The organism is Cobetia sp. Dlab-2-AX, assembly GCF_024124625.1.
Lineage (GTDB): Bacteria > Pseudomonadota > Gammaproteobacteria > Pseudomonadales > Halomonadaceae > Cobetia.
This window is the reverse complement of sequence record NZ_JAMXRV010000010.1, coordinates 25498-47118: the sequence shown is the minus strand read 5'-3', so window position 1 is coordinate 47118 and position 21621 is coordinate 25498. Positions and strand designations below refer to the sequence as shown.

General features: G+C 62.2%; 16 protein-coding genes. 10 read left to right on the top strand and 6 right to left on the bottom strand.

The window, feature by feature from the left end; all coding sequences use genetic code 11:
* Positions 1 to 46 precede the first annotated feature (46 nt).
* Positions 47 to 1648, top strand: a complete 1602-nt coding sequence (locus tag NH396_RS14695) for a Na+/H+ antiporter NhaC family protein (RefSeq protein ID WP_253064655.1) — start codon at positions 47 to 49, stop codon at positions 1646 to 1648.
* Between the two features lie 129 nt (positions 1649 to 1777).
* Here the strand turns inward: NH396_RS14695 and NH396_RS14690 are convergent, their stop codons facing one another.
* The gene (locus NH396_RS14690) at positions 1778 to 3748 is read right to left on the bottom strand and encodes an acetate--CoA ligase (RefSeq protein WP_253064654.1); all 1971 of its coding nucleotides are present in this window, start codon (positions 3746 to 3748) and stop codon (positions 1778 to 1780) included.
* A 567-nt stretch (positions 3749 to 4315) separates the two neighbouring features.
* Between NH396_RS14690 and NH396_RS14685 the strand changes: the two genes are divergently transcribed.
* Positions 4316 to 4630: a metalloregulator ArsR/SmtB family transcription factor gene (locus NH396_RS14685; protein WP_253064652.1), complete on the top strand. Its 315-nt coding sequence runs from the start codon at positions 4316 to 4318 to the stop codon at positions 4628 to 4630.
* A 165-nt stretch (positions 4631 to 4795) separates the two neighbouring features.
* Here the strand turns inward: NH396_RS14685 and sohB are convergent, their stop codons facing one another.
* The gene (gene sohB / locus NH396_RS14680) at positions 4796 to 5899 is read right to left on the bottom strand and encodes a protease SohB (RefSeq protein WP_253064650.1); all 1104 of its coding nucleotides are present in this window, start codon (positions 5897 to 5899) and stop codon (positions 4796 to 4798) included.
* A gap of 557 nt (positions 5900 to 6456) precedes the next feature.
* On the opposite strand from sohB, the gene NH396_RS14675 reads away from it, so the two are divergent.
* Positions 6457 to 6774: an SCP2 sterol-binding domain-containing protein gene (locus tag NH396_RS14675; protein ID WP_253064648.1), complete on the top strand. Its 318-nt coding sequence runs from the start codon at positions 6457 to 6459 to the stop codon at positions 6772 to 6774.
* Positions 6775 to 6897: 123 nt separating this feature from the next.
* On the opposite strand, the gene nudC is transcribed toward NH396_RS14675, so the two are convergent.
* The 4 genes from nudC to NH396_RS14655 form a co-directional block, all read right to left on the bottom strand.
* The gene (nudC, locus tag NH396_RS14670) at positions 6898 to 7671 is read right to left on the bottom strand and encodes an NAD(+) diphosphatase (RefSeq protein WP_176676983.1); all 774 of its coding nucleotides are present in this window, start codon (positions 7669 to 7671) and stop codon (positions 6898 to 6900) included.
* Positions 7671 to 8462 (bottom strand): DNA polymerase III subunit epsilon, encoded by a 792-nt coding sequence (dnaQ, locus tag NH396_RS14665; protein WP_253064646.1) that lies wholly within the window; start codon positions 8460 to 8462, stop codon positions 7671 to 7673. Before dnaQ ends, nudC begins: the two co-directional genes overlap by 1 nt.
* Before the next feature lie 149 nt (positions 8463 to 8611).
* Positions 8612 to 9046 (bottom strand): ribonuclease HI, encoded by a 435-nt coding sequence (gene rnhA, locus NH396_RS14660; protein WP_054556047.1) that lies wholly within the window; start codon positions 9044 to 9046, stop codon positions 8612 to 8614.
* 353 nt (positions 9047 to 9399) lie between these two features.
* On the bottom strand, positions 9400 to 10266 hold the full coding sequence (locus NH396_RS14655; protein ID WP_253064644.1) for a class I SAM-dependent methyltransferase: 867 nt from the start codon (positions 10264 to 10266) through the stop codon (positions 9400 to 9402).
* A 761-nt stretch (positions 10267 to 11027) separates the two neighbouring features.
* On the opposite strand from NH396_RS14655, the gene gloB reads away from it, so the two are divergent.
* The 7 genes from gloB (at position 11028) to NH396_RS14620 (ending at position 21525) form a co-directional block, all read left to right on the top strand.
* Positions 11028 to 11816, top strand: coding sequence for a hydroxyacylglutathione hydrolase (gene gloB / locus NH396_RS14650; RefSeq protein WP_253064642.1), 789 nt, complete (start codon positions 11028 to 11030; stop codon positions 11814 to 11816).
* 209 nt (positions 11817 to 12025) lie between these two features.
* The gene (locus NH396_RS14645; RefSeq protein WP_253064640.1) at positions 12026 to 13432 is read left to right on the top strand and encodes a LysM peptidoglycan-binding domain-containing protein; all 1407 of its coding nucleotides are present in this window, start codon (positions 12026 to 12028) and stop codon (positions 13430 to 13432) included.
* Positions 13433 to 13870: 438 nt separating this feature from the next.
* Positions 13871 to 15871 carry an extracellular solute-binding protein gene (locus NH396_RS14640; protein WP_253064638.1) on the top strand — a complete coding sequence of 667 codons (2001 nt, stop codon included), beginning with the start codon at positions 13871 to 13873 and terminating at the stop codon, positions 15869 to 15871.
* A 172-nt stretch (positions 15872 to 16043) separates the two neighbouring features.
* On the top strand, positions 16044 to 17132 hold the full coding sequence (gene yejB, locus NH396_RS14635) for a microcin C ABC transporter permease YejB (RefSeq protein WP_253064636.1): 1089 nt from the start codon (positions 16044 to 16046) through the stop codon (positions 17130 to 17132).
* Between the two features lies 1 nt (position 17133).
* Entirely contained in the window at positions 17134 to 18273 is a 1140-nt protein-coding gene (locus tag NH396_RS14630) for an ABC transporter permease (RefSeq protein WP_290441804.1), read from the top strand.
* Positions 18270 to 19907: a dipeptide ABC transporter ATP-binding protein gene (locus tag NH396_RS14625; protein ID WP_253064634.1), complete on the top strand. Its 1638-nt coding sequence runs from the start codon at positions 18270 to 18272 to the stop codon at positions 19905 to 19907. The genes NH396_RS14630 and NH396_RS14625 overlap by 4 nt, the downstream gene beginning before the upstream one ends.
* A 307-nt stretch (positions 19908 to 20214) precedes the next feature.
* Positions 20215 to 21525, top strand: coding sequence for an imelysin family protein (locus tag NH396_RS14620; protein WP_253064632.1), 1311 nt, complete (start codon positions 20215 to 20217; stop codon positions 21523 to 21525).
* The last annotated feature ends 96 nt before the right edge of the window (positions 21526 to 21621 follow it).

Here is a 21621-nt window from a genome sequence, read left to right as displayed (position 1 = left end):
GGTAGCGCGCTTTGTCCCGGCGCCTGCCTTTGATTACAGGTGATACATGGAACTGACCAGCTACGCGGCGTCCCCGCTTTCGCTGCTCGCCCCGATCATAGCCATCGGTCTCGCAATACTGACACGTCGTGTCATGCTCTCCCTCGGGCTGGGTATCGTGTCAGGCGCCCTGCTGCTGAATGATTTCTCGCCGCTCGTCACGCTGCACTATCTCTGGCAACAGCTGGTTGCCGTCTTCATCGAGATGCCGGACAGCGATCAGCTTGCCGATGCCAGCCTCAACAGCTGGAATGTCTATATCCTGCTGTTCCTGCTTGCACTGGGTGCCATGGTTGGCGTGATCACGCTGGCAGGCGGCACCCGTGCCTTCGGCAACTGGGCGCGGGCGCGAGTCACTACCCGCCGTGGCTCGCAGCTGATGACCGTGCTGCTGGGGGTATTCATCTTCATCGATGATTATTTCAATAGCCTGGCCGTGGGCAACATCTGTCGTCCACTGACCGATCGTCAGGGGCTGTCGCGCGCGCGCCTGGCCTATCTGATCGACTCCACCGCCGCGCCCGTCTGCGTGCTGACGCCGATCTCCAGCTGGGGTGCCTACATCATCAGCCTGATCGCCGGTATTCTGGCGACCCACCACATCACGGATGTCAGCCCGTTCGGTGCCTTCCTCGAGCTATCCGCCTTCAACTACTACGCGATTGCGGCGCTGGTGCTGGTGATCGCCTCCGCCTGGTTCGACATCAACTTCGGTGCCATGCGCCGTCATGCCATCGCGGCGCGCGACGGTGAGCTTTTCGATGCCAAGCGCGGCAATCCGCCGGGCAACACCCACGTGGAAGAGTCCGAGCGTGGCCGCCCGATGGACCTGCTGATCCCGATCATCGTGCTGGTCATCGCGACCTTCTTCATGATCGTGCAGACCGGCGCCAGTGCACTGGCCGCCGAGGGCGAGGCCTTCGGCCTGATTCGCGCCTTTGAACTGACGGATGTCGCCAAATCGCTGATCATCGGCGGCGCCATCGGTCTGCTGGCTGCGGTAGCGATGCTGCTGCGGCATCGCATGGGCGCTGGTCGCAGTCTCAGCGCCATCGCCCAGGGCGCCAGTTCCATGCTGCCGGCCGTCTATATCCTCGTCTTCGCCTGGTTGCTGACCGGCATCATCGGCTCCCTGGGGACCGGTCAGTACCTCGCCACGCTGGTCGAGGGCGTCGTGTCTCCGACCTGGCTGCCGATGCTGCTGTTCGTGCTCTCCGGCCTGATGGCCTTTGCCACCGGCACCAGCTGGGGCACCTTCGGCATCATGCTGCCCATCGCCGGTGACATGGCGGCCGCCACCGAGCTCGCCATGATGCTGCCGATGATGGGGGCGGTGCTGGCCGGCTCCGTGTTCGGGGATCACTGCTCGCCGATTTCCGACACCACCATCCTGTCCTCGACGGGTGCCAGCTGCCATCACATCGATCACGTGATCACCCAGTTGCCCTACGCCCTGCTGGGTGCCGCGATCTCGCTGATCGCCTACCTGGTGATGGGCCTGACCGACAGCACCCTGTTTGGCTGGTTGAGCCTGGCGGGTCTGCTGGTCATCAGCATTGCCTGGCTTGCACGCCGCGAGATGGCCAATCCGGTCGTGGCACGCACCTGATGCAATAAATGCTGCCTTGCAGAAAAAAAGCCCCCGCCATGTCTCATGGTGGGGGCTTTTTCATTATTGGAGCAGCGCGGGCCGCGTCATGCGTCCGCGATATCACTGCATCGGCTCATGCGTCTCGAGTCATGCGCTACGTGCCTCTCTCGCCTGACCGACGCCGGCCTCGCTCAGCGCCTCACGCACATCTTCCAGGCTTGAGGGGTCATCTATCGTCGAGGGCACCTGGTATTGCTCGCCCGCGGCGATCTGACGGATCATCTTGCGCAGTATCTTGCCTGAGCGAGTCTTGGGCAAGCGCTCGACGATCAGCACCTCCTTGAGCGAGGCAAAGGCCCCGATTTCCTCGCGTATCCGCTGGGCAAGCTCGGCGCACAGGCTGGCTTCATCCCCCTGCCAGCCATCCTTGAGAATCACCAGCCCCATCGGCATCTCGCCCTTGAGCGAATCCTCGATGCCGATCACCGCGCATTCCGCGATCGCGGCGTGTGCACCGAGCACCTGCTCCATCTCGCCCGTCGACAGACGGTGCCCCGCCACATTGATGACATCATCAATGCGTCCCATCACGAACAGATAGCCCTGCTCATCGAAGTAGCCGCCATCACCGGACAGGTAATAGCCGGGGTAGGCGGCAAGATAGGCAGAATGGAAGCGTCCGGGGTCCTGATAGAGTCCGGTCAGGCAGCCCGGCGGCAGCGGTTGGCGCAACACGACATTGCCCTGCTCTCCCGTGGGCACCTCATCTCCCATGCCATCGAGAATCTGCACATTGAAGCCCGGCAACGGCCAGGTGGCGCTACCGGCACGCGCCTCGACCGGCGCCTTCACCTCGCGGCTGCCTTCGGTGAACATGTCGAAGCCCAGCAGGTTGCCGGCGATGGGCCAGCCGGTTTCGGTCTGCCACCAGTGATCGACGACCGGCACCGGCAGGAGATCGGCGAGCCAGTGATAGGTCGGCGGGTCCAGTCGCTCTCCGGCCAGGAACAGACTGCGCAGGCTGGAAAGGTCGTAATTGGCCATGTGACTGGCTTCCGGGTCTTCCTTCTTCATGGCGCGAAATGCCGTCGGCGCAGTGAAGAAGCAGTTGATGCGGTATTCCTCGATCAAGCGCCAGAAGGCTCCGGCATCAGGGGTCTTGACCGGCTTGCCCTCATACATGACGGTACTGGCCCCCATCAACAGCGGGCCATAGACGATATAGGAGTGGCCGACGACCCAGCCGATGTCCGAGGCCGCCATGAAGGTATCGCCGGGGCGGGTCGCATAGAGAAGCTGCATTGAATAATGCAACGCCACGGCGTAGCCGGCGTGATCACGCACCACTCCCTTGGGCTTGCCGGTGGTGCCGGACGTATAGAGGACATAGAGAGGTTCGCTGCCCAGCATGCTGACCGCTTCGGTGGCCTGGGCGCTGGCCAGACATTCATGCCAATCATGATCACGCGGCCCGAGTGTCGCCCGCTGCTGTTCACGCTGCAGGATCAGACAGGCTTGCGGGGTATGCTCGGCAAGTTCGATGGCTGCATCCAGCCAGGGCTTGTAGGGAATGATGCGATCGACTTCCACCCCGCAGGACGCCGCCATGATCACCTTGGGCGCGGCGTCATCGATACGTACCGCCAGCTCCTTGGGGGAAAAGCCGCCGAAGACCACTGAGTGCACCGCCCCGAGACGTGCACAGGCCAGCATCGCCATCATGGCCTCGGCGACCATCGGCATGTAGAGCACGACACGGTCGCCCTTCTCCACCCCGAGATTGCGCAGCGCCCCCGCCAGCAGGGCCACCTCATCACGCAGCTCACGAAACGTGTACTGCCGCTTGCTCTGGGTAACCGGCGAGTCCCAGTACAACGCGACCTGATCCGCGCGCCCATTGGCGACATGATGGTCCAGCGCGGCATGGCAGATGTTCATCTCGCCATCGATGAACCAGCGCGCATGCTGCTGCTCATCCCAGGCCAGAATGGTCTGCGGCGGGCGAAACCAGGCGATGCGTTGCGCCTGCTCAGCCCAGAAGTCTTCTGGCGTCTCGTTGGCTCTTGCCGTCAGAGCTAGATAACGCTCGCGTGCACAGGTGTGATTGGCGTCGGGCATGGCGTACCTCATGATCCACGAATGGCTTTGTGGGCATCTCTTGCCTGTCCTGACGCAAGGCCTTGTCTCCGGGGCCCGTTGACCGGACCTCTTTTCATGTCGTCATTGATGTCGCTCACCAACGACGATGCGACAGACGACGATGGAGGTAGGACAGGCAGGACAGAGATGCCTGAACCGATAGTTACGTTGAAACCTTAGGCCAAAAATCGCCCTTCAAACCTGCTCAGCTCACCGTTTTCAGCGTCTGATGGTCTTAGACTCAATCCTTGGTCGCAGACGAGCTGACAGCGTGAAAGGCGTCATTCGCGCAATAAAACATACGCTTGAACACGGTCTCACAGCAGATGCGACAAAAAGTCAAAGCCTGAGAACGACATAGTCGATGATTTATCGTTTAAGATTTTCTTGGACGTAGCAGGCGGAGTTATTGATCATTCACTAAAACAAGGTTAAGTCATAACAACATGCCAATGGCCCATTGCGTCCCTCGGGATGCACCAAGATAGACCGACCGGGAGAGACCGCATGAACGCAACACTTTCTACAGCTGCAAGGAATAACCCCATGCCAGTGTCCAGCGATGCCATCACCCTGCACCAGGCCGGTGACCGCGTCATCGAAGAAGCCACTGCCCTGCTCAAGGCGATGGGCAACGAGAACCGCCTGCGCATCCTGTGCCTGCTCAGCGACAGCGAAATGTCGGTGAGCGAGCTCAACTCGCGCCTGGAGCTGTCGCAATCCGCGTTGTCACAGCATCTGGCCATTCTGCGTCGTGAAGGCATGGTCCGCACACGCCGCGCTTCGCAGACCATCTACTATTCGCTGCAAGGCCCCAACGCCACGGGTGTCATTCGTGCCCTGCAGGAGCTCTATAACTGAAAAAGGGCGCCAGCCGGTGACTGACGCCCCTAGAGGGGAATGTCGCTGAGTCACGCTGATCGTGACCCGCTGGACATCTGTATCACTCGCCGACTCCAACAAGATCGGGCAGGCCACGGAATGGCCTTCCAAGCCTCTTATCTTTGCCAGCGACGGCAATCTCCTTTATTGCTGATGCCAGCGCGACTCCGCATTGCGCTCCAGCACGCGGTCCAGCACGCGATCCAGACTCGATGTCACGCCCTTGCCGAAACGGTCCATCACGCGGCGCGGCTTCTCGAGACTCACCTCGAATATCTTGACCTCTTCCTTCAGATAGCGCGCCAGCAACGCCTGACTGGTACCGACCTCGTCGATCAGACCGATATCGATGGCTTCACTGCCATACCAGATATCGCCCTGGGACACTGCCTCGACGTCCAATTGCGGACGACGGCTGCCAACATGCTGCTTGAACAGTTCATGGGTGCGCGCCAGGTCCGACAGGAACTTCTCACGCCCTTCTTCACTGTTCTCGCCGAGCATGGTCAAGGTGCGCTTGTAACGCCCCGCCGTCAGAATCTCGACATCCACATCATGCTTCTTGAGCAGACGGTGCACATTGGGCACCTGAGCCACGACCCCGATCGAGCCGATGACCGCAAAGGGCGCTGCCACCACGTGGTCCGCCGCACAGGCCATCATGTAGCCGCCACTGGCCGCGACCTTGTCGACCGTGATCGTCAGGCGCGCACCACTGGCACGCAGACGGTCCAGCTGTGCCGCGGCCAGGCCATAGGCATGCACAAGGCCACCACCGGACTCCAGTCGCAGCACGACCTCATCCTGCTCACCCAGCACGCCTTCCAGTGCCGTGATCTGCTCAGCCAGGCTTTCCACACCGCTGGCCTTGATGTCGCCGACGAAGTCGAGCACGAAGACCCGACGCCCACGCGTACTAGCCGGCGCATCGTCCTTGTCCGCATTGCCGCCCTTGTTGGCTTTCGCCTTGGCCTTGAGCGATTTCTTGAGCGCCTTGGCTTCCTGCTTGTGCTTCTTGGCCCGCGCCTTCTCCTTGGCGGCGCACTCGGCCTCTTCCAGTCCGGCGTGGCTCAATTCGCGTTGATAGCCCTTGATGCGCTCATGCCAGGGACGAATCTTCAGCTTGGCCTGGCGCTCCCCCGCATCCCCCTGTCGTGCACGTGCAATGATGAGCACGATGGCCGCGATCGCGACCACCACGGTGATCGCCTGGGCCAGAAAGAGGCCGTACTGTGAAATCCATTGCATGCACTTGCTCCTGAAACATTGAAGAAGGTGTCTGATCTCTCGCCTGCACGTGAGCGACGAACGCTCGCTCTCGAGTGCATGGCTGTCAGGCAGAAGGTCAAGACATCTGCCACACGACCAGGACCCCATAACGAAATCACCGGCTAAAGGGCCGGCGCGGGATGATACTCGATATGGGGGCAAGCTTGCCCGCCTGCAAGGCTGGTTGGCGCCTGGGCATCTTTCACACTGCTCGTATTGTCATGGGACTGGCGTGCCGCCTGTGTGAGTTCTCCAGGTGACCTGGAAGGGATCTGTACGTTATCCCTGTACGTTATGTTTGCACGTTACTTCTGCAGGTTCAGAGCTGAGCGCTGAAGCGCGGAACACGCCAGATCGATCACACGACTTGATTGGAACGCTCGTTTGAAATAGTCTGATGTCAGTCTTGAAGGTCAGCAGCGTGATCACTTCATGGTGAGCAAGGTGATGAACGACCCCCCCCCTCATCATGCACGTCATCTTTCCCCGTGATCATTGGCCTTTCTCCACCGCTAGCACTGACAAGGAATATCACCATGGCCGACGCCAACGCCGTCATCGACATGCTCAAGAGCCGTTTCAACCCCGAAGCCGCCAAGGGCATGGATGAAGTCTTTCAATTCAACATCACCGACAGCGATGACTACTACATGGTCGTCAAGGACGGCTCTCTGGACGTCGGCGAGGGTGAGCACGATGATCCGTCCGTGACCCTGAGCACCGACAGCGACACCCTCAAGGGTGTGATGAAGGGCGAAGTCGACGGCATGCAGGCCTTCATGACTGGCCGCCTGAAAGCCACCGGCAACATCATGCTGGCCACCAAGCTGACGTCTCTGTTCCCGAACAAGTAAGCGTCTGCTGAGCAGCTGCAACGCTGCGAACATGCCCGATGGAAAGGTTCGCTTGATGCACCTGCCAAAGAAAACGCCCCGGCCAATGGTCGGGGCGTTTTCTTTGGGGAGAGGCTCACAATTTCAGCGGCCCGTCGCGACCGAGCGCAGAAAGTTGTCGATCAAGGCATGCGAGATCGAGAACTTCGGGGGCAGCCCCGGCAAGTCTTCCGGCGTGAACCACTGGGCATCCTCTATCTCGACACCATCGATGGTGATGTCGCCACCGGCATATTCCGCGTAGTAGCCCAGCATGAACGAGTGCGGGAACGGCCACGATTGACTCTGGAAATAGCTGACTCGCCCGACCTCGACACCGACTTCCTCATGCACCTCACGCCGCACGGCTTCCTCGGCACTTTCACCGGCTTCGATGAAGCCCGCCAGGGTCGAATACATGCCCGGCCCGAAGCGCGGACTGCGCGCCAGCAACATCTCGCGACCCCGGGTGATCAGCGTGATGATACAGGGCGAGATACGCGGGTAACTGCGATGCTGACAACCGGTGCAGTGCATGGCGAACTCATGTTCCAGACGCTTCATGCGCTTGCCACAACGGCCACAGAATCGATGGTCACGCAGCCATTTGAGTACCTGCAGCGCGCTGGAAAGCAGCGGAAACTGATCACGTGGTAGCGTATGCAGCCACTGACGCGCGGTGGGCCAATCCGCACTGCCATTCTCACCGAACACCGCAATCGGTGCGCCCAGCCATTCCCCAAGGGCCACGGCGCCGCTGGGCCAATCCGCGATAGGCTGGATGATGCCGCCATCCGGCGCAGGCGCCACGCCATCACGTCCCACGCGAATCAGATAACCATGGCGCTGAGTCACACGCGAGAGATCACGAATCAACATCAGGCGTCGTCTCCGCGGGCACCTCGGTTGTCCAGACTGGCGCCTTCAAGACTGCCCAAGGCATCGATCGAGAGGCGATCGAACAGGCACTCATCCGCCTTGCCTCGAATCTCTTCACACCAGGCCGAGTGACGCTCAAGTTCCAGCGCGGACAAGCCGGGCGTGACCAGACGTGGGCGATCGGCACGCAGGCGACGAACCCCGACGATACCGCCCTCCTCGCCATCGCCTTCCTCTATCACGTCCAGGCCCAGCGCCGTCTGGCCACCGGTCATCGCCAGATAGACGTCGCCGAGAATCTCGGCATCCAGCAAGGCGCCGTGCAGCACGCGATGCCCGTTGTCGATATCGTAGCGCTTGCACAGCGCATCCAGATTGTTGCGCTGTCCGGGGTGCTTCTCTCGGGCCAGCTTCAGGGTATCGAGTATGGCGCAGTGATCGGCGACCGGGCCCAGCGGGTTGGCACGCCCGGGGTTGATCAGCCCGAATTCGTGATCGATGAAGCCCACATCGAAGGGCGCATTGTGGATGACCAGCTGGGCACCCTTGATGAAGTCCCAGAAGGCATCGGCAATCTCGGCGAAGACCGGCTCGTTGGCGACTCGGTCATCGGTGATGCCGTGGACCCCGATCGCCTCTGCATCGATCAAGCGCTCAGGATTGACGTACTGATGGTAGGTGCGTCCGGTCAGGCGGCGGTTGATCATCTCCACCGCGCCGATCTCGATCAGGCGATGGCCTTCCTTCGGGTCGATACCTGTCGTTTCGGTATCGAGAATAATCTGACGCATCTCAGACCTCTTGGTAAACAGTGACAGCTCCCTGATCGGTCCGCCTCAAGCTTCGGCCCGCGCATCAGGGTGCCTCAATATCGGATCCTGCATGTCCGTGCTCAAACACGGCTGGCCACCGCGCTCGGCGTGCCTGCCAGCCGAGGCACTCAGCGGCGGCGCTGCATCTCGTCGATGGCCTCGTTGGCCAGCGCATCGGCGCGCTCGTTGCCCTCATCGCCGCTATGGCCCTTGACCCAGCGCCACTCGATATCATGCCGCTCACTCTGGGCCAGCAGTGCCTTCCACAGATCTTCATTCTTTACCGGCTGCTTGGCTGCCGTCTTCCAACCGCGCTTAACCCAGCCGTGCACCCACTTGGTGATGCCGTTCTTGACGTATTCGGAGTCGGTCCACAGCACCACCTGACAGCGCTTGGTAAGCGCCGTAAGCGCCTCGACCGCCGCCATCATCTCCATCCGATTGTTGGTCGTCTGGGCCTCGCTGCCATTGAGTTCCTTGCGATGCTTGCCACTGACCAGAATCGCGCCCCAGCCACCCGGCCCCGGGTTGCCACGACAGGCACCATCGGTGTGGATGACCACGCGCGTCGGCGCCGCCTTGGATTCGGACGTCGCAACAGCGGAGAGATTCTGGGGTTCGGACGTGGATGAACTCTGGCTCACAAACGGCACTCTCGACAAAGGAAACGAAGACGGGCAAGTGCGACGGCGCTGGCTGTCACGACAGGGGCAAGCCTGGCTCGCAGAGGCGGGGCTTGGAAACCGCCCCCTGACAATCACTATCCGGTAGCCCTCCCGCGGCAACAGCAGGCCTCGCCACAATGAGCGTCATTCTACCCACTCGCATGCAGCATGGCCAAAGCCCCTGTGTTTTTTTACAGCTTCCGCCAGACTGAAGCCTTGAAGAAAAGGGAGCCCTGCAGCGAGCCGCCGAGCTAGCTGCGCTCGGACAGGTCTTTGCGTGACTCACGCTTCACATGCTCCTCCCGGGAATGCACCCGCGTGGCCTGGCCGATGGAGACACCGGGAATGGCGACTCGCGATCGCTTGGCATTCAAGGGTTGCACGTACCCGACATTGCGCCGCGCCCGTATCAACATCAGGCTGCCCAGCGGCAGGTTGTAGCGGCGCCCCATACGTTCAAGCCAACCGTGTCGCAGGCGTAACCCCGGCAGGTGGAAGCCGGCATAGTCGATGCGCTCGATCTCGAAATCCACGAAGGCCAGCCAATCGCGCAGGGCCGCCGGCGTTCGCCAGCTCCCCTCCCAGGGAGTGATGTGGCGACGGCGCGGGTCCAGACGCAGCAGCCCCTCGCCAGATAACGGCTGCCAGGCGACGATGACCAGACAGCCACTGGAGCGCAGGACACGAGCCGCCTCGCGCAGCAGTCGGTGCGGCTCCGGCGCGACTTCCAACAGATGGTGGAGCATCACCAGATCCATGCTCTCGTCCGGCAATGCCAGCTGCGTCAGCGGGCAGATCAAGGTGGAAGGCGACTCGGCAAGCGCTGCCTCGGGACTCCATTGGATGGCATGGCGGATGGCGGAGAGTGACAGGAGGTCATTGCCGCCCGGGCCCAGGTTCAGACTGTGAAAACCGAAGCAGCGCTCGAACAGCGGGGACAGCATCTCGCGCTCCGCCGTCAGGATGTCCTGGCCATCCGAGCCCTCGAAAAAGGCACGCATGGCGCGCACATGGGCACTCAATTGGCGCGCATGCTGGCGCTGGCGTTCCTCGGCGGTCAGGGACGCGCTGGCCTCGTCCGCACCGGAGTCATTCACACCAAAGGGGCCTTTCCACATCTTGCATCTCCCGGGCTTCAGGCGGGGAGACACTCCCCACGGCATAGACAGGCTTTGACACTTGTCTACATTCTCACACCATAAGAGGTTTGACACTTACCTGCTGGCTCGTCAGGCTTGTTATCCGGAAAAATCAGATTCCCGCCACGAATCAGTCCACTGAGCATCATCATGCTGGCTTTCGGCCTTGCGATTGATGGCGCTCATGGACCTGAGCACAGGCGGCCAGTCGTGGCTTTTCCTGATGGACTCTTCCTCAAGGACACTCCCTGCAGGACCAGGCATCTGCCATCCGCTGCCTGATCGCAAACGGCGAGCCCGATCGGGAACGAAATGCCGATGAGCGAGTCTTGAACAGAACTGTGGGTGCCGAGCTTCTCGACAGCCCGACCCGACACTCAGGATAGAGTGAAGCAAGGTGTTACCCAACATCCTGCGAATGACCCATAAACATGCGTTGTCGATGATGGAGCCCCCGTATTGCCCCTGCCGCCCGGATACGCGGCATGGGGGAGCTCTCATTAGCACGAGCGGCCTGAGCCGTCTCTGAGCATGATCTTGTGCCGCTTTCGACAACTAACTCTCAGTGAGGAGTCGATGGAACGCCTGCCCAGCATCATTGCAGGCGACGATGACATGCCATGTTCATCTGCTTCAGCCTCGCCGATTCCCTGACGAGGACGTATGAAGCCCCTTTTCGCGTCACTGGCCTGTCATTGCTTCGATCGACGACTGCAAGACATCAAGAGCACCTGACCACCATGATGAGCGTAACGCCCATAGCGGCCTTTCAGGACAACTACATCTGGTTGATACAGAGCGACGACAATCCCCGCGTGGCGGTCGTCGACCCCGGTGATGCACGCCCGGTGATGGAGGTCCTGGAGTCCAGAGGCCTGATCCTCGACACCATCCTCATCACCCATCATCACCAGGATCACACCGGCGGCCTGCCGGAGTTGATCGAACGCTATCAACCTCACGTGGTCGGCCCGCACAACCCGGCCATCCACGGTATCGACGAGCGTGTCGGCGATGGCGACAGCTTCCGCCTGCAGGGCCGCCTCTTCGAGGTGTTGGAAGTGCCGGGCCATACCCTGGACCACATCGCCTTTGTCAGCTCCGGCATGCCGGGACTGCTGTTCTGCGGCGACACCTTGTTCAGTGGCGGTTGCGGTCGCCTGTTTGAAGGCACGCCGGAGCAGATGCATCACTCCTTGTCGCGCCTCGCCGCTCTGCCGGAAGAGACGCTCGTCTTCCCGGCACACGAGTACACGTTGGCCAATCTGGCCTTCGCCAGAGCCGCCGAGCCAAACAACCCCACGCGAGACACCCTCAACGCAGAATGTGAACAGCTGCGTTCACTGGGCCGCCCCACGCTGCCCACCCTCATCGGCCGAGAAAAGCAGATCAATCCGTTCCTGCGTAGTGACGAGGTGGCGCTGCAACGCCACCTCGAGCAGGAAGGACGCCTCTCGGCACCCTCGGGTCAGGAAGCTTCCCCACTGGCGGCCTTCACGGCACTGCGTCAGTGGAAGGACAACTTCTAGCCCTGCTGCCCGCGTGCCATTGCCCCCGTTCTGACGCCACTCTGGTGAGCGGTTGGAGCGCGGCGTGAATGGCATTTCGCGTGACAGCGGGTCGAGAACATTCCTGATCTCGATCAGCCCCCGCAGTCACTGATTCGTGCCGGCATGGCCGGCCAGCCGAGCCGCAGCTGACCCCATCCAGCCGCGGCTCGCCAGAGAGTATTTCGTCAATGCATCAGCAAGACCTCCGTACCGACGGCCAGATGGCCGCCGACACGCCGTGTCGTGTCACTCCGACCCAGCCCCCTTTCCGTCCGGCTCGACTGCGTCACCTGATTCACCTCGCCTCTCTGGGTGCCACCCTGTGCCTGATGCCGCTGACCGCCAGCGCCAATTCAGCGATGGTGCCCGGGGTTACGCCCACCAGTGAATATCAGCGCGCCCCGCTGAATTTCATGGAGGCCGTCGATGCCATTCCCGCGCACTACGACGACGTCTGGGAGCGCCTGCGCGCCGGCTATCAGCTGCAGCAGGACACCGGTCGCCCACGCGTGCGCAAATGGATCAGCTGGTATCAGGAACACCCCCACCACGTGGAGCGCATCGCCGAACAGGCCCGCCCCTGGATTCGCTACGTGACACTGCGCACCGAAGCACGCGGCCTGCCGGCAGAGCTGGCACTGCTGCCCTTCATCGAGAGCGCCTACGATCCGGATGCCGCGCATCCGGGCGGTGCGACCGGCATGTGGCAGTTCATGCCGCGCACCGGTGACGCCATGGGGCTGACACGCAACCGCTGGTATGACGGTCGCAAGGACGTGTTGCTGTCCACGGACGCCGCGCTGGATTACCTGGAGACTCAGGGCGAGCGCTGGTATGACGGTGACTGGGAGCTGGCACTGGCCGCCTACAATGCCGGTGCCGGCACCGTGAATCGTGCACGCCGCCGCGCCGGTGGCGATGAGGATTACTGGAACATCAAGCTGCCCAACGAGACCATGGAATACGTGCCGAAGCTGCTGGCCCTGGCCGCGGTGATTCGCGATCCGCAGGAATATGGCCTGTCGTTGCCCAAGATTGCCGACAAGCCGCAGATCGCGGCCGTCGAGACGGGCGGACAGCTGGATCTTTCCACTGCCGCGGAGCTGGCCGGTATCAGTGAAGACAAGCTGCGCGCCCTGAATCCGGCCTACAAGCGCTGGGCCACCAAGCCGGGCGACAGCTCGCTGGTCATTCCGGTCACCGCCCGCGACACCTTCCTCAGTCAGCTGGCTACGCTGCCCGAAGAAGCGCGCCAGAGCTGGGCCAGCTATCGCGTGAAACGCGGCGACACTCTGTCCGTCATCGCACGCCGCAATGGGCTGACATTGTCTGAGCTGAAACAGAGGAACCGTCTCTCGGGCAACACCATTCGCATCGGTCAGGCACTGTTGGTACCGGACCGCGGCAACTCGATCGCCACTCAGCTGGCCTCGGCCAACGGCGAGAAGAAGGTGCGCGTGAAGAGTGGCGACTCTCTGTCGCTGATCGCCGCGCGTCACAATGTCAGCACCCACCAGCTCGCGCGCTGGAACAAGCTGTCATCTGCGGACTACCTGCGCCCCGGTCAGATGCTGACCCTTTACAGCGCCAACTGAGCCTTCAGCCCGACTGAGCCTTCAGCCCGACTGAGCCTTCAGCCAGACCAAGCCAGTCGATTCACGCGTCCTGAAGCGACAAGTGATACGCGATTCCTCAACGCCCCTGCCATCCGTGATGGTGGGGGCGTTTGCGATTCAAACGCCGCAGCATGGCCGCTGACAGGGAACTTCGTTACTCTTGGCGGGGTTGATGCAAGGAGACCGGCCGCAGCCCGGCGCGTGACGCAGTCCTTCCGTACCGCTTCTGCAGCTCTCCTTCAGCTCACGGCAGCTCAGGTAGTGTGTCGATGGCCGGCCACACTTGTCGACAGCCGCGCAGGCTTCCCAAGCCAGCGGAGTTGATAGCGAGTCAGGCGCAAACCAGCCGCGCTGCTCATATGCTGGTCATTTCATCACGGCCGCGAGGCCCGGGTCATTCAGTCAAGGAAGTCTTCGATGCAGCGTGTTTCTTCACTCACCCACCGCCGCTGGGCCGCGCTACGTGCGCTCTGCCTGGGAGCGCTGATGGTGAGCGGCTCGTTCACTGCCACGGCCGATGCGGCTGAGTCCAATACGGCCAAGTCCACTGCGAATAGCGAGCAACCTGCCGATTCACGCCCCAGCGCCGACATGGCGCCGGGCACACAGACAACCAGCGCGCAGGCATCCAGTATCCCAACCTCGAACGTGCAGACACCGCTGGACGTCCCGACCGTGCATGGCCTGGCCATCTATGGCGAGCCCGCCCACAAGCCCGGCTTCACGCACTTCCCTTACGTCAATCCTGAGGCGCCGGTTGGCGGCCGCATGACGCGCGCCGCCATCGGCAGTTTCGACTCCACCAATCCCTTCATTCTCAAGGGCAATTCGGTGGCGGGACTCAACTACTTCGGGGGGCTGATCTACGACACCCTGATGATCCCCTCCGCCGATGAACCCTTCACCGAATACGGATTGCTGGCCAGCGGCGTCCGCCTGGCCGAGGACCGCAGCGCCATCGAATTCGATATCGATCATCGAGCGCGCTTTCACGATGGCGTGGCGGTGACTGCCGAAGATGTCGTCTTCACCTATCGCCTGCTCAAGGATGAAGGTCTGCCGTTCTTCAAGAGCTATTACCACGATGTCACCGGCGTCAGCGTGATCGATGCCGACACCGTACGTTTCGAGATGGCGCCAGGCGCGGCGCGCGAATTGCCGCTGATCATCGGACAGCTGCCGGTGTTGCCGGAGCACTACTGGAAGAGCCGAGACTTCACGCGCGCCACCCTGGAAATCCCGCTGGGTTCCGGCCCCTATCGCATGGCATCTCTGGACGCCGGCCGCCAGGTTCGCTACGAGCGTGTCGACGACTACTGGGGCAAGGACCTGCCGGTCAACAAGGGCCGCCACAACATCCAGACACTGGTCTACGACTACTACCGGGACCAGACCGTCTCGCTGGAAGCCTTCAAGGCCGGCAGCATCGATCTGCACGTCGAAAGCAGCGCCAAGAACTGGGCGACCGCCTACGACACTCCCGCGCTCCACGAGGGGCGACTGAAGAAGTTGGAAGTCCCGGACAGCAACCCGGCAGGCATGCAGGGCTTCGTGCTCAACGAGCGCCGCGAGCGCTTCCAGGACCCGAGGGTCCGTGAGGCACTGGCGCTGGTCTTCGACTTCGACTGGATCAACCGCAACCTCTTCTACGGTGCCTACCAGCAGACCCACAGCTATTTCGAGAATTCGGACATGGCCGCGGATGGCATGCCCACCGGCAAGGAGCTCGCGCTGCTTGAGCCCTTCAAGGATGAGCTGCCCAGCGCGGTCTTCGACAAGCCTCTGCCGATCGATGAGCCACAGGAATTGCGCCCTCGCCTGCGCAAGGCGTTGGGACTGCTGCGCGAAGCGGGCTATGAAGTGGTCAAGGGCCAGCTGGTCAGCCGCAGCAGCGGCAAGCCGCTGACGCTTGAGGTGCTCAACTACGACACCCAGTTCGAGCGCATCATCCAGCCGTGGATTCGCAATCTGGCGCGCATCGGCATCAAGGCGCGAATTCGCACCGTCGACGTCAATCAGTACATCAACCGCCGTCGCAGCTTCGACTTCGACGTGGTGGTCGGCAGTTATCCGCAGTCCAATAGTCCCGGCAGCGAGCAGCGTGAATACTGGACCAGCGACTATGCCGACGTGGCCGGCTCACGCAACCTGATCGGGCTGCAGAGCCCGGTGGTGGACGCGCTCACCGATGCTCTGATTCAGGCACAGACCCGCGAAGACCTGCTCAGCGCGACACGGGCACTCGACCGCGTACTGCGCTGGGGCTTCCATGTCGTGCCCCAGTGGCACCTGGCGGCGACGCGCATCGCGCTCTGGAACAAGTTCGGCTACCCGCAGCCCTTCCCGGAATACCAGCTGAGTCTGGACAGCTGGTGGATCGAGCCCGACAAGGATGCCTCGCTTGAACCAGGTGAATGAGCCGAGCGAATACGTCTGGTCAACAAACCTGAAGAACACGCTCGCCGCCTATGCCAGGCATAGATGCCTGGCGGGACTGACGCCTTGCTGATGCGTCCACGACACCAATAACCGATGCCCCTTGCACCGCACACAAGATGCCGGTGATGAGGGGCACGCAGGGAGATTGCCATTGGGTGCCTATATTCTGCGCCGGATTCTGTTGATGATTCCGACGCTGCTCGGAATCCTGTTGCTGAATTTTCTGATCGTTCAGGCCGCCCCCGGTGGCCCGATCGAACAACTGATGTCACGTCTGGACGGCATGAGTGCCGGTGCCAGCACCCGTCTCAACAGTGGTGGCGGTGATGGCGTCATCAGCGGTGGCGGGGGCTCCTCGACCTATCGCGGCGCGTCAGGGGTCGACCCGGCCTTGATCGAGGAGCTGGAGCAGCAGTTCGGCTTCGACAAGCCGGTCTGGGAGCGCTTCACCGACATGGTCGTCGATTACGCGCAGTTCGATTTCGGCGACAGCTTCTTCCGTGATCGCCCGGTGATCGACCTGATGCTGGAGCGCCTGCCGGTCTCCATCTCGCTAGGGCTATGGACCACGCTGCTGGTCTATCTGGTCTCGATCCCACTGGGTATCCGCAAGGCACTGGTGCATGGCTCGCGCTTCGACATCTGGACCTCCGGCGTCGTCATCGTCGGCTATGCCATTCCGGGCTTTCTGTTCGCGATCCTGTTGATCGTGGTATTCGCCGGCGGCAGCTATCTGGACTGGTTCCCGCTCAGGGGGCTGACCTCGCCGGACTTCGAGGAGCTGTCCACCGCCGGCAAGATTCTGGATTACTTCCATCACATCGCCCTGCCCGTGCTGGCCTCCGCCATCGGCAGCTTCGCGACCCTGACGATGCTGACCAAGAACAGCTTCCTGGACGAGATCCACAAGCAATACGTCCTGACGGCACGCGCCAAGGGAGCCAGCGAGAACCGCATCCTCTACGGGCACGTCTTCCGCAACGCCATGCTGATCATCATCGCCGGGCTGCCCGCGGCGCTGGTCGGCATCTTCTTCACCGGCTCGCTGCTGATCGAGGTGATCTTCTCCCTCGACGGGCTGGGACTGCTCGGCTTCGAGGCTGTCCTGCAGCGCGACTACCCGCTGATCTTCGGCACCCTGTATCTCTATACCCTGATCGGTCTGATCCTGAAGCTGGTCTCTGATCTGATGTATGTGTGGATCGACCCGCGCATCGACTTCGCGACACGGGAGGCCTGACATGCGCCACGAGACAACGGTTCACAGAACCTCAAATCACGAAACACCCGCTCACGACGCGAGCGACGAAAGCCAGCAGCCACTGGAACGCCCGCGCGCCTCACGCCTGTCGCCCATCACCCGACGGCGCATGGCGGCATTTCGTGACAACCGTCGCGCCTGGTGGTCGCTGCTGATCTTCGGCGTGCTGTTCGTGCTCTCGCTGGGGGCCGAGCTGATCGCCAATGACCGCCCCCTGCTGGTCGAGCATCAAGGCGAGACCTACCTGCCGATGCTGCACGAGTATCCGGAGACCACCTTCGGCGGCTTCCTGCCCACCGCCACAGACTATCGCGACCCCTATGTGATCGAGGCCATCGAGGCGCAGGGCTTCATGCTCAACACCTTGATTCCCTACTCCTACGACACCCTGGATCTGAATCTGGGCTCTCCGGCGCCGTCGGCCCCCAATGGCCGGCATTGGCTGGGCACCGATGACCAGGGCCGTGACGTACTGGCGCGCGTCATCTATGGCTTCCGGCTGTCGGTGATCTTCGCGCTGGTACTGACGGCGGGCTCGCTGGTGCTGGGGGTGGTGATCGGTGGCGTGCAGGGCTACTTCGGCGGCAAGGTCGACCTGATCGGCCAGCGCCTGATCGAGGTGTGGTCTGGCCTGCCGGTGCTGTTCCTGCTGATCATTCTCGCCAGCATCGTCGAGCCGAACCTATGGTGGCTGACCGGCATCATGTTGCTGTTCTCGTGGCTGGGCATCGTCGATATCGTGCGCGCCGAATTCCTGCGCGCGCGCAATCTGGAATACGTGCGCGCCGCCCGGGCCATGGGGCTGCCCTCGCGCCTGATCATGTGGCGTCATGTGCTGCCCAACGCGATGGTCGCCACCCTGACCTTCATCCCCTTCCTGTTCACCGGCGCCATTACCACTCTGACCGCACTGGATTTCCTCGGCTTCGGCCTGCCGGCCGGTTCCCCCTCACTGGGCGAGCTGGTCGCCCAAGGCAAGAACAACCTGCAGGCACCGTGGCTGGGCATGACCGCCTTCCTGAGCCTCGGCATCATGCTGACGCTGTTGGTCTTCATCGGCGAAGGGCTGCGCGATGCCTTCGACCCACGTCATATCAGTGCCCGGGAGCAGAACGCATGAGTCATCCCTCTTCACCTGCAGCCAACACCGCCGCCACTGCCAGCGTGCTGAGACTCGACGACCTCTGCATCCGCTTCGGTCAGACAGCCGTCGTCAAGCATCTCGGCCTTGAAGTCAGACGGGGAGAATGCCTGGCCATCGTCGGCGAGTCCGGATCGGGCAAGTCCGTCAGTCTGTTGGCGAGTCTTGGCCTGCTGCCAGGCCACGCCCATGTCACCGGGCAGCGCGAATTCACGCAGCCGGACGGCAAGACGCTGGATCTGGCCGCCCTGACGCCACGCCAATGGCAGCGGGTGCGTGGTGGACAGATCGGCTTCGTATTCCAAGAGCCGATGACCTCGCTCAACCCATTGATGCGTGTCGGCGAACAGATCAGTGAAAGCCTGCGCCTCCAGCAGGGACTGCGTGGCAATGCCGCCCGCCAGCGCGTGTTGGAGCTGCTCTGCCAGGTGCAGCTACCGCGCCCCGAGGAGTTGATCGACGCCTGGCCACACCAGCTCTCCGGCGGGCAACGCCAGCGCGTGATGATCGCCATGGCGATGGCCAATCAGCCACCGCTGTTGATCGCCGATGAGCCGACCACGGCGCTGGATGTCACCGTGCAGCAGGAGATACTCCAGCTGCTGGATCGCCTGCGTCGCGACCAGGGCATGGCGATGGTCCTGATCAGCCATGACCTCAATCTGGTGCGCCGTCATGCCGACCGCGTGATCGTGATGCGCGACGGGGAATGCATCGAGCAAGGGCGCGTCGACGGGGTATTCGATGCGCCGCAGGCCGATTACACCCGCGAGCTGCTGGCCGCCGAACCCGAAGGCCTCGCCAGCGACTTGAGTGCCGAGGACGCCGCGACACCGGTTCTCGCCGCGCGCAAGCTGGAGGTGCGCTTCGCGCGCAGCAAGAAGCTGTTCCAGAAGCGCCCCGCTGACTTCGTCGCCGTTCATCCGCTGGATCTGACACTGGCCCGCGGCGAGACGCTGGGCGTGGTCGGGGAATCGGGCTCCGGCAAGACAACACTCGCCCTGGCGCTCTTGAAGTTGCAGGCCGCCAAGGGCGAGATCCACCTCGAGAACGAACGCATCGATACGCTGGATCGCAATACGCTGCGCCTGCGTCGCCGTCAGATGCAGATCGTCTTCCAGGACCCCTATGGCTCGCTGTCGCCGCGCATGCCGGTGGCGGACATCATTAGTGAAGGTCTGCGCTTTCATCATCCAACGCTCAACAAGGACGAGGTTCGCCTGCGTGTGGCACGGGTGCTGGAGGAAGTCGAACTGCCCTCGGCGTGTGCCGATCGCTATCCCCACGAGTTCTCCGGCGGCCAACGTCAGCGGATTGCCCTGGCACGCGCCCTGATCCTCGAGCCCAGACTGCTGGTGCTCGATGAGCCCACCTCGGCACTGGACCGCAGCGTGCAGAAACAGCTGATTGCCCTGCTGCGTGAACTTCAGGCACGCCGAGGCCTGAGCTATCTGTTCATCAGTCATGACCTGGCAGTGGTTCGCGCGCTGTCCCATCGGGTAATGGTGTTGCGTGAAGGACGTCTGGTGGAAACGGGCACGACGGCAGAAGTGCTCGGCAACCCTCGCGAGGACTATACGCGTGCCCTGATACAGGCCGCGGGTCTGGCCTGACACGCTCTGCCATGGCCTGACCGGACTCGGTTAGCCTGGCTGGCCCGACCAGCACGAGTGTGACGATCACCCTGCTCAGGCAGCCACAAGTGATGTGCAGCGCATTGACGCATTGCAGTCAGTGCACCCTTGCGTTGCAGGACTCACGTTTTGTCGATTGCAAATAATAAAGGTTCTCAATATTATCCAGTGAGATGCGGGCCGACCATCGAGAGATCGTGTAATGACTTCCCGTCCTCTCTCGAGCTACCCCACGCACTGCCGTTCTGCGCGCACTGCATAACAACAGACCGATCAAGGGATTCACATGACTGCCTCTTTCCGTTTTGCCTCACGCAAGCCGCTGGCAGCTGCCATCGCATTGTCAGCCTCCATGTTCACCGGTGCCGCTTTGGCAGAGCATCATGGCGACGCACATGACAATGCGGTGACGGCAGCCGCTGTCGTCGCTCAGTACGCCAACGTCGCGCACGCTACCTACAGCGATGCCCTGGCCAGTGCCAATGCCCTGCGCGCCGCCAATGCCGCGCTGATCGAGTCTCCCTCCGAGGCGACGCTGGCCGCGGCACGTGCCGCCTGGAAGGAAGCGCGCGTCGCCTACCAGCAGAGCGAAGTGTTCCGCTTCGGCAATTCCATCGTCGATGACTGGGAAGGTCAGCTGAACGCCTGGCCGCTGGATGAAGGGCTGATCGATTACGTCGAAGGCGACGGCTATCAGGCAGAGCTGGGCAACCCGGGTGCCAGCGCCAACATCATCGCCAGCGACAGCGTGCAGATCGGTGCTGACAAGATCGACACCACCGAGATCACCCCGGAGCTGCTGGCGTCCCTCAACGAGCTGGGCGGTTTCGAGGCCAACGTGGCCAGTGGCTACCATGCCATCGAATTCCTGCTCTGGGGTCAGGACATGCACGGCTTTGAGGCCGGTGCCGGCGAGCGTCCGGCGACCGACTTCGCCAAGGGCGAGGACTGTACCGGTAGCAACTGTGACCGTCGTGGCGCCTACCTGCTGGCCGCCAACGACCTGCTGATCAGCGACCTGGAATACATGGTCGGCCAGTGGGCACAGGACGAGAAGGACAATTACCGTGCGGAACTGACTTCACTGCCAGCCGGTGAAGGCCTCGAGAAGATGCTGTTCGGCATGGGCTCCCTGTCACTGGGCGAGCTGGCCGGTGAGCGCATGAAGGTCGCGCTGGAAGCCAACTCCTATGAAGACGAGCATGACTGCTTCTCCGACAACACCCACTACTCGCACTTCTACAATGCCAAGGGCATCCAGAACGTCTACGAAGGCAAGTACGTGACCCTGGACGGTCGCACCTTCGAAGGCCCGTCACTGCATGCACTCGTCGCCCAGAATGACCCGGAACTGGCCGAGAAGATGCACGAGGCACTGGACACCACCATGGGCCAGCTGCAGGTGATGGTCGACACGGCAGAAGCCGACGGCGGCATGAAGTTTGACCAGATGATCGCCCCGGGCAACGCTGAAGGCGCCGAGATCATCAATGCCAGCATTCAGGATCTGGTCGCCCAGACCCGCCTGATCGAAGAGATTGCAGACGATGTCGGCATCAGCGGCATGAAGGCCGATACCGCGGACCATGAGTTCTGATCTCGCCATTACCAGTTCATGGGGCGATTCCTGAATCGCCCCGTATCGTGTCAACCCCCTCGCCCGCTCCTGTCCTGTACAGGGCGGGCGTTGATG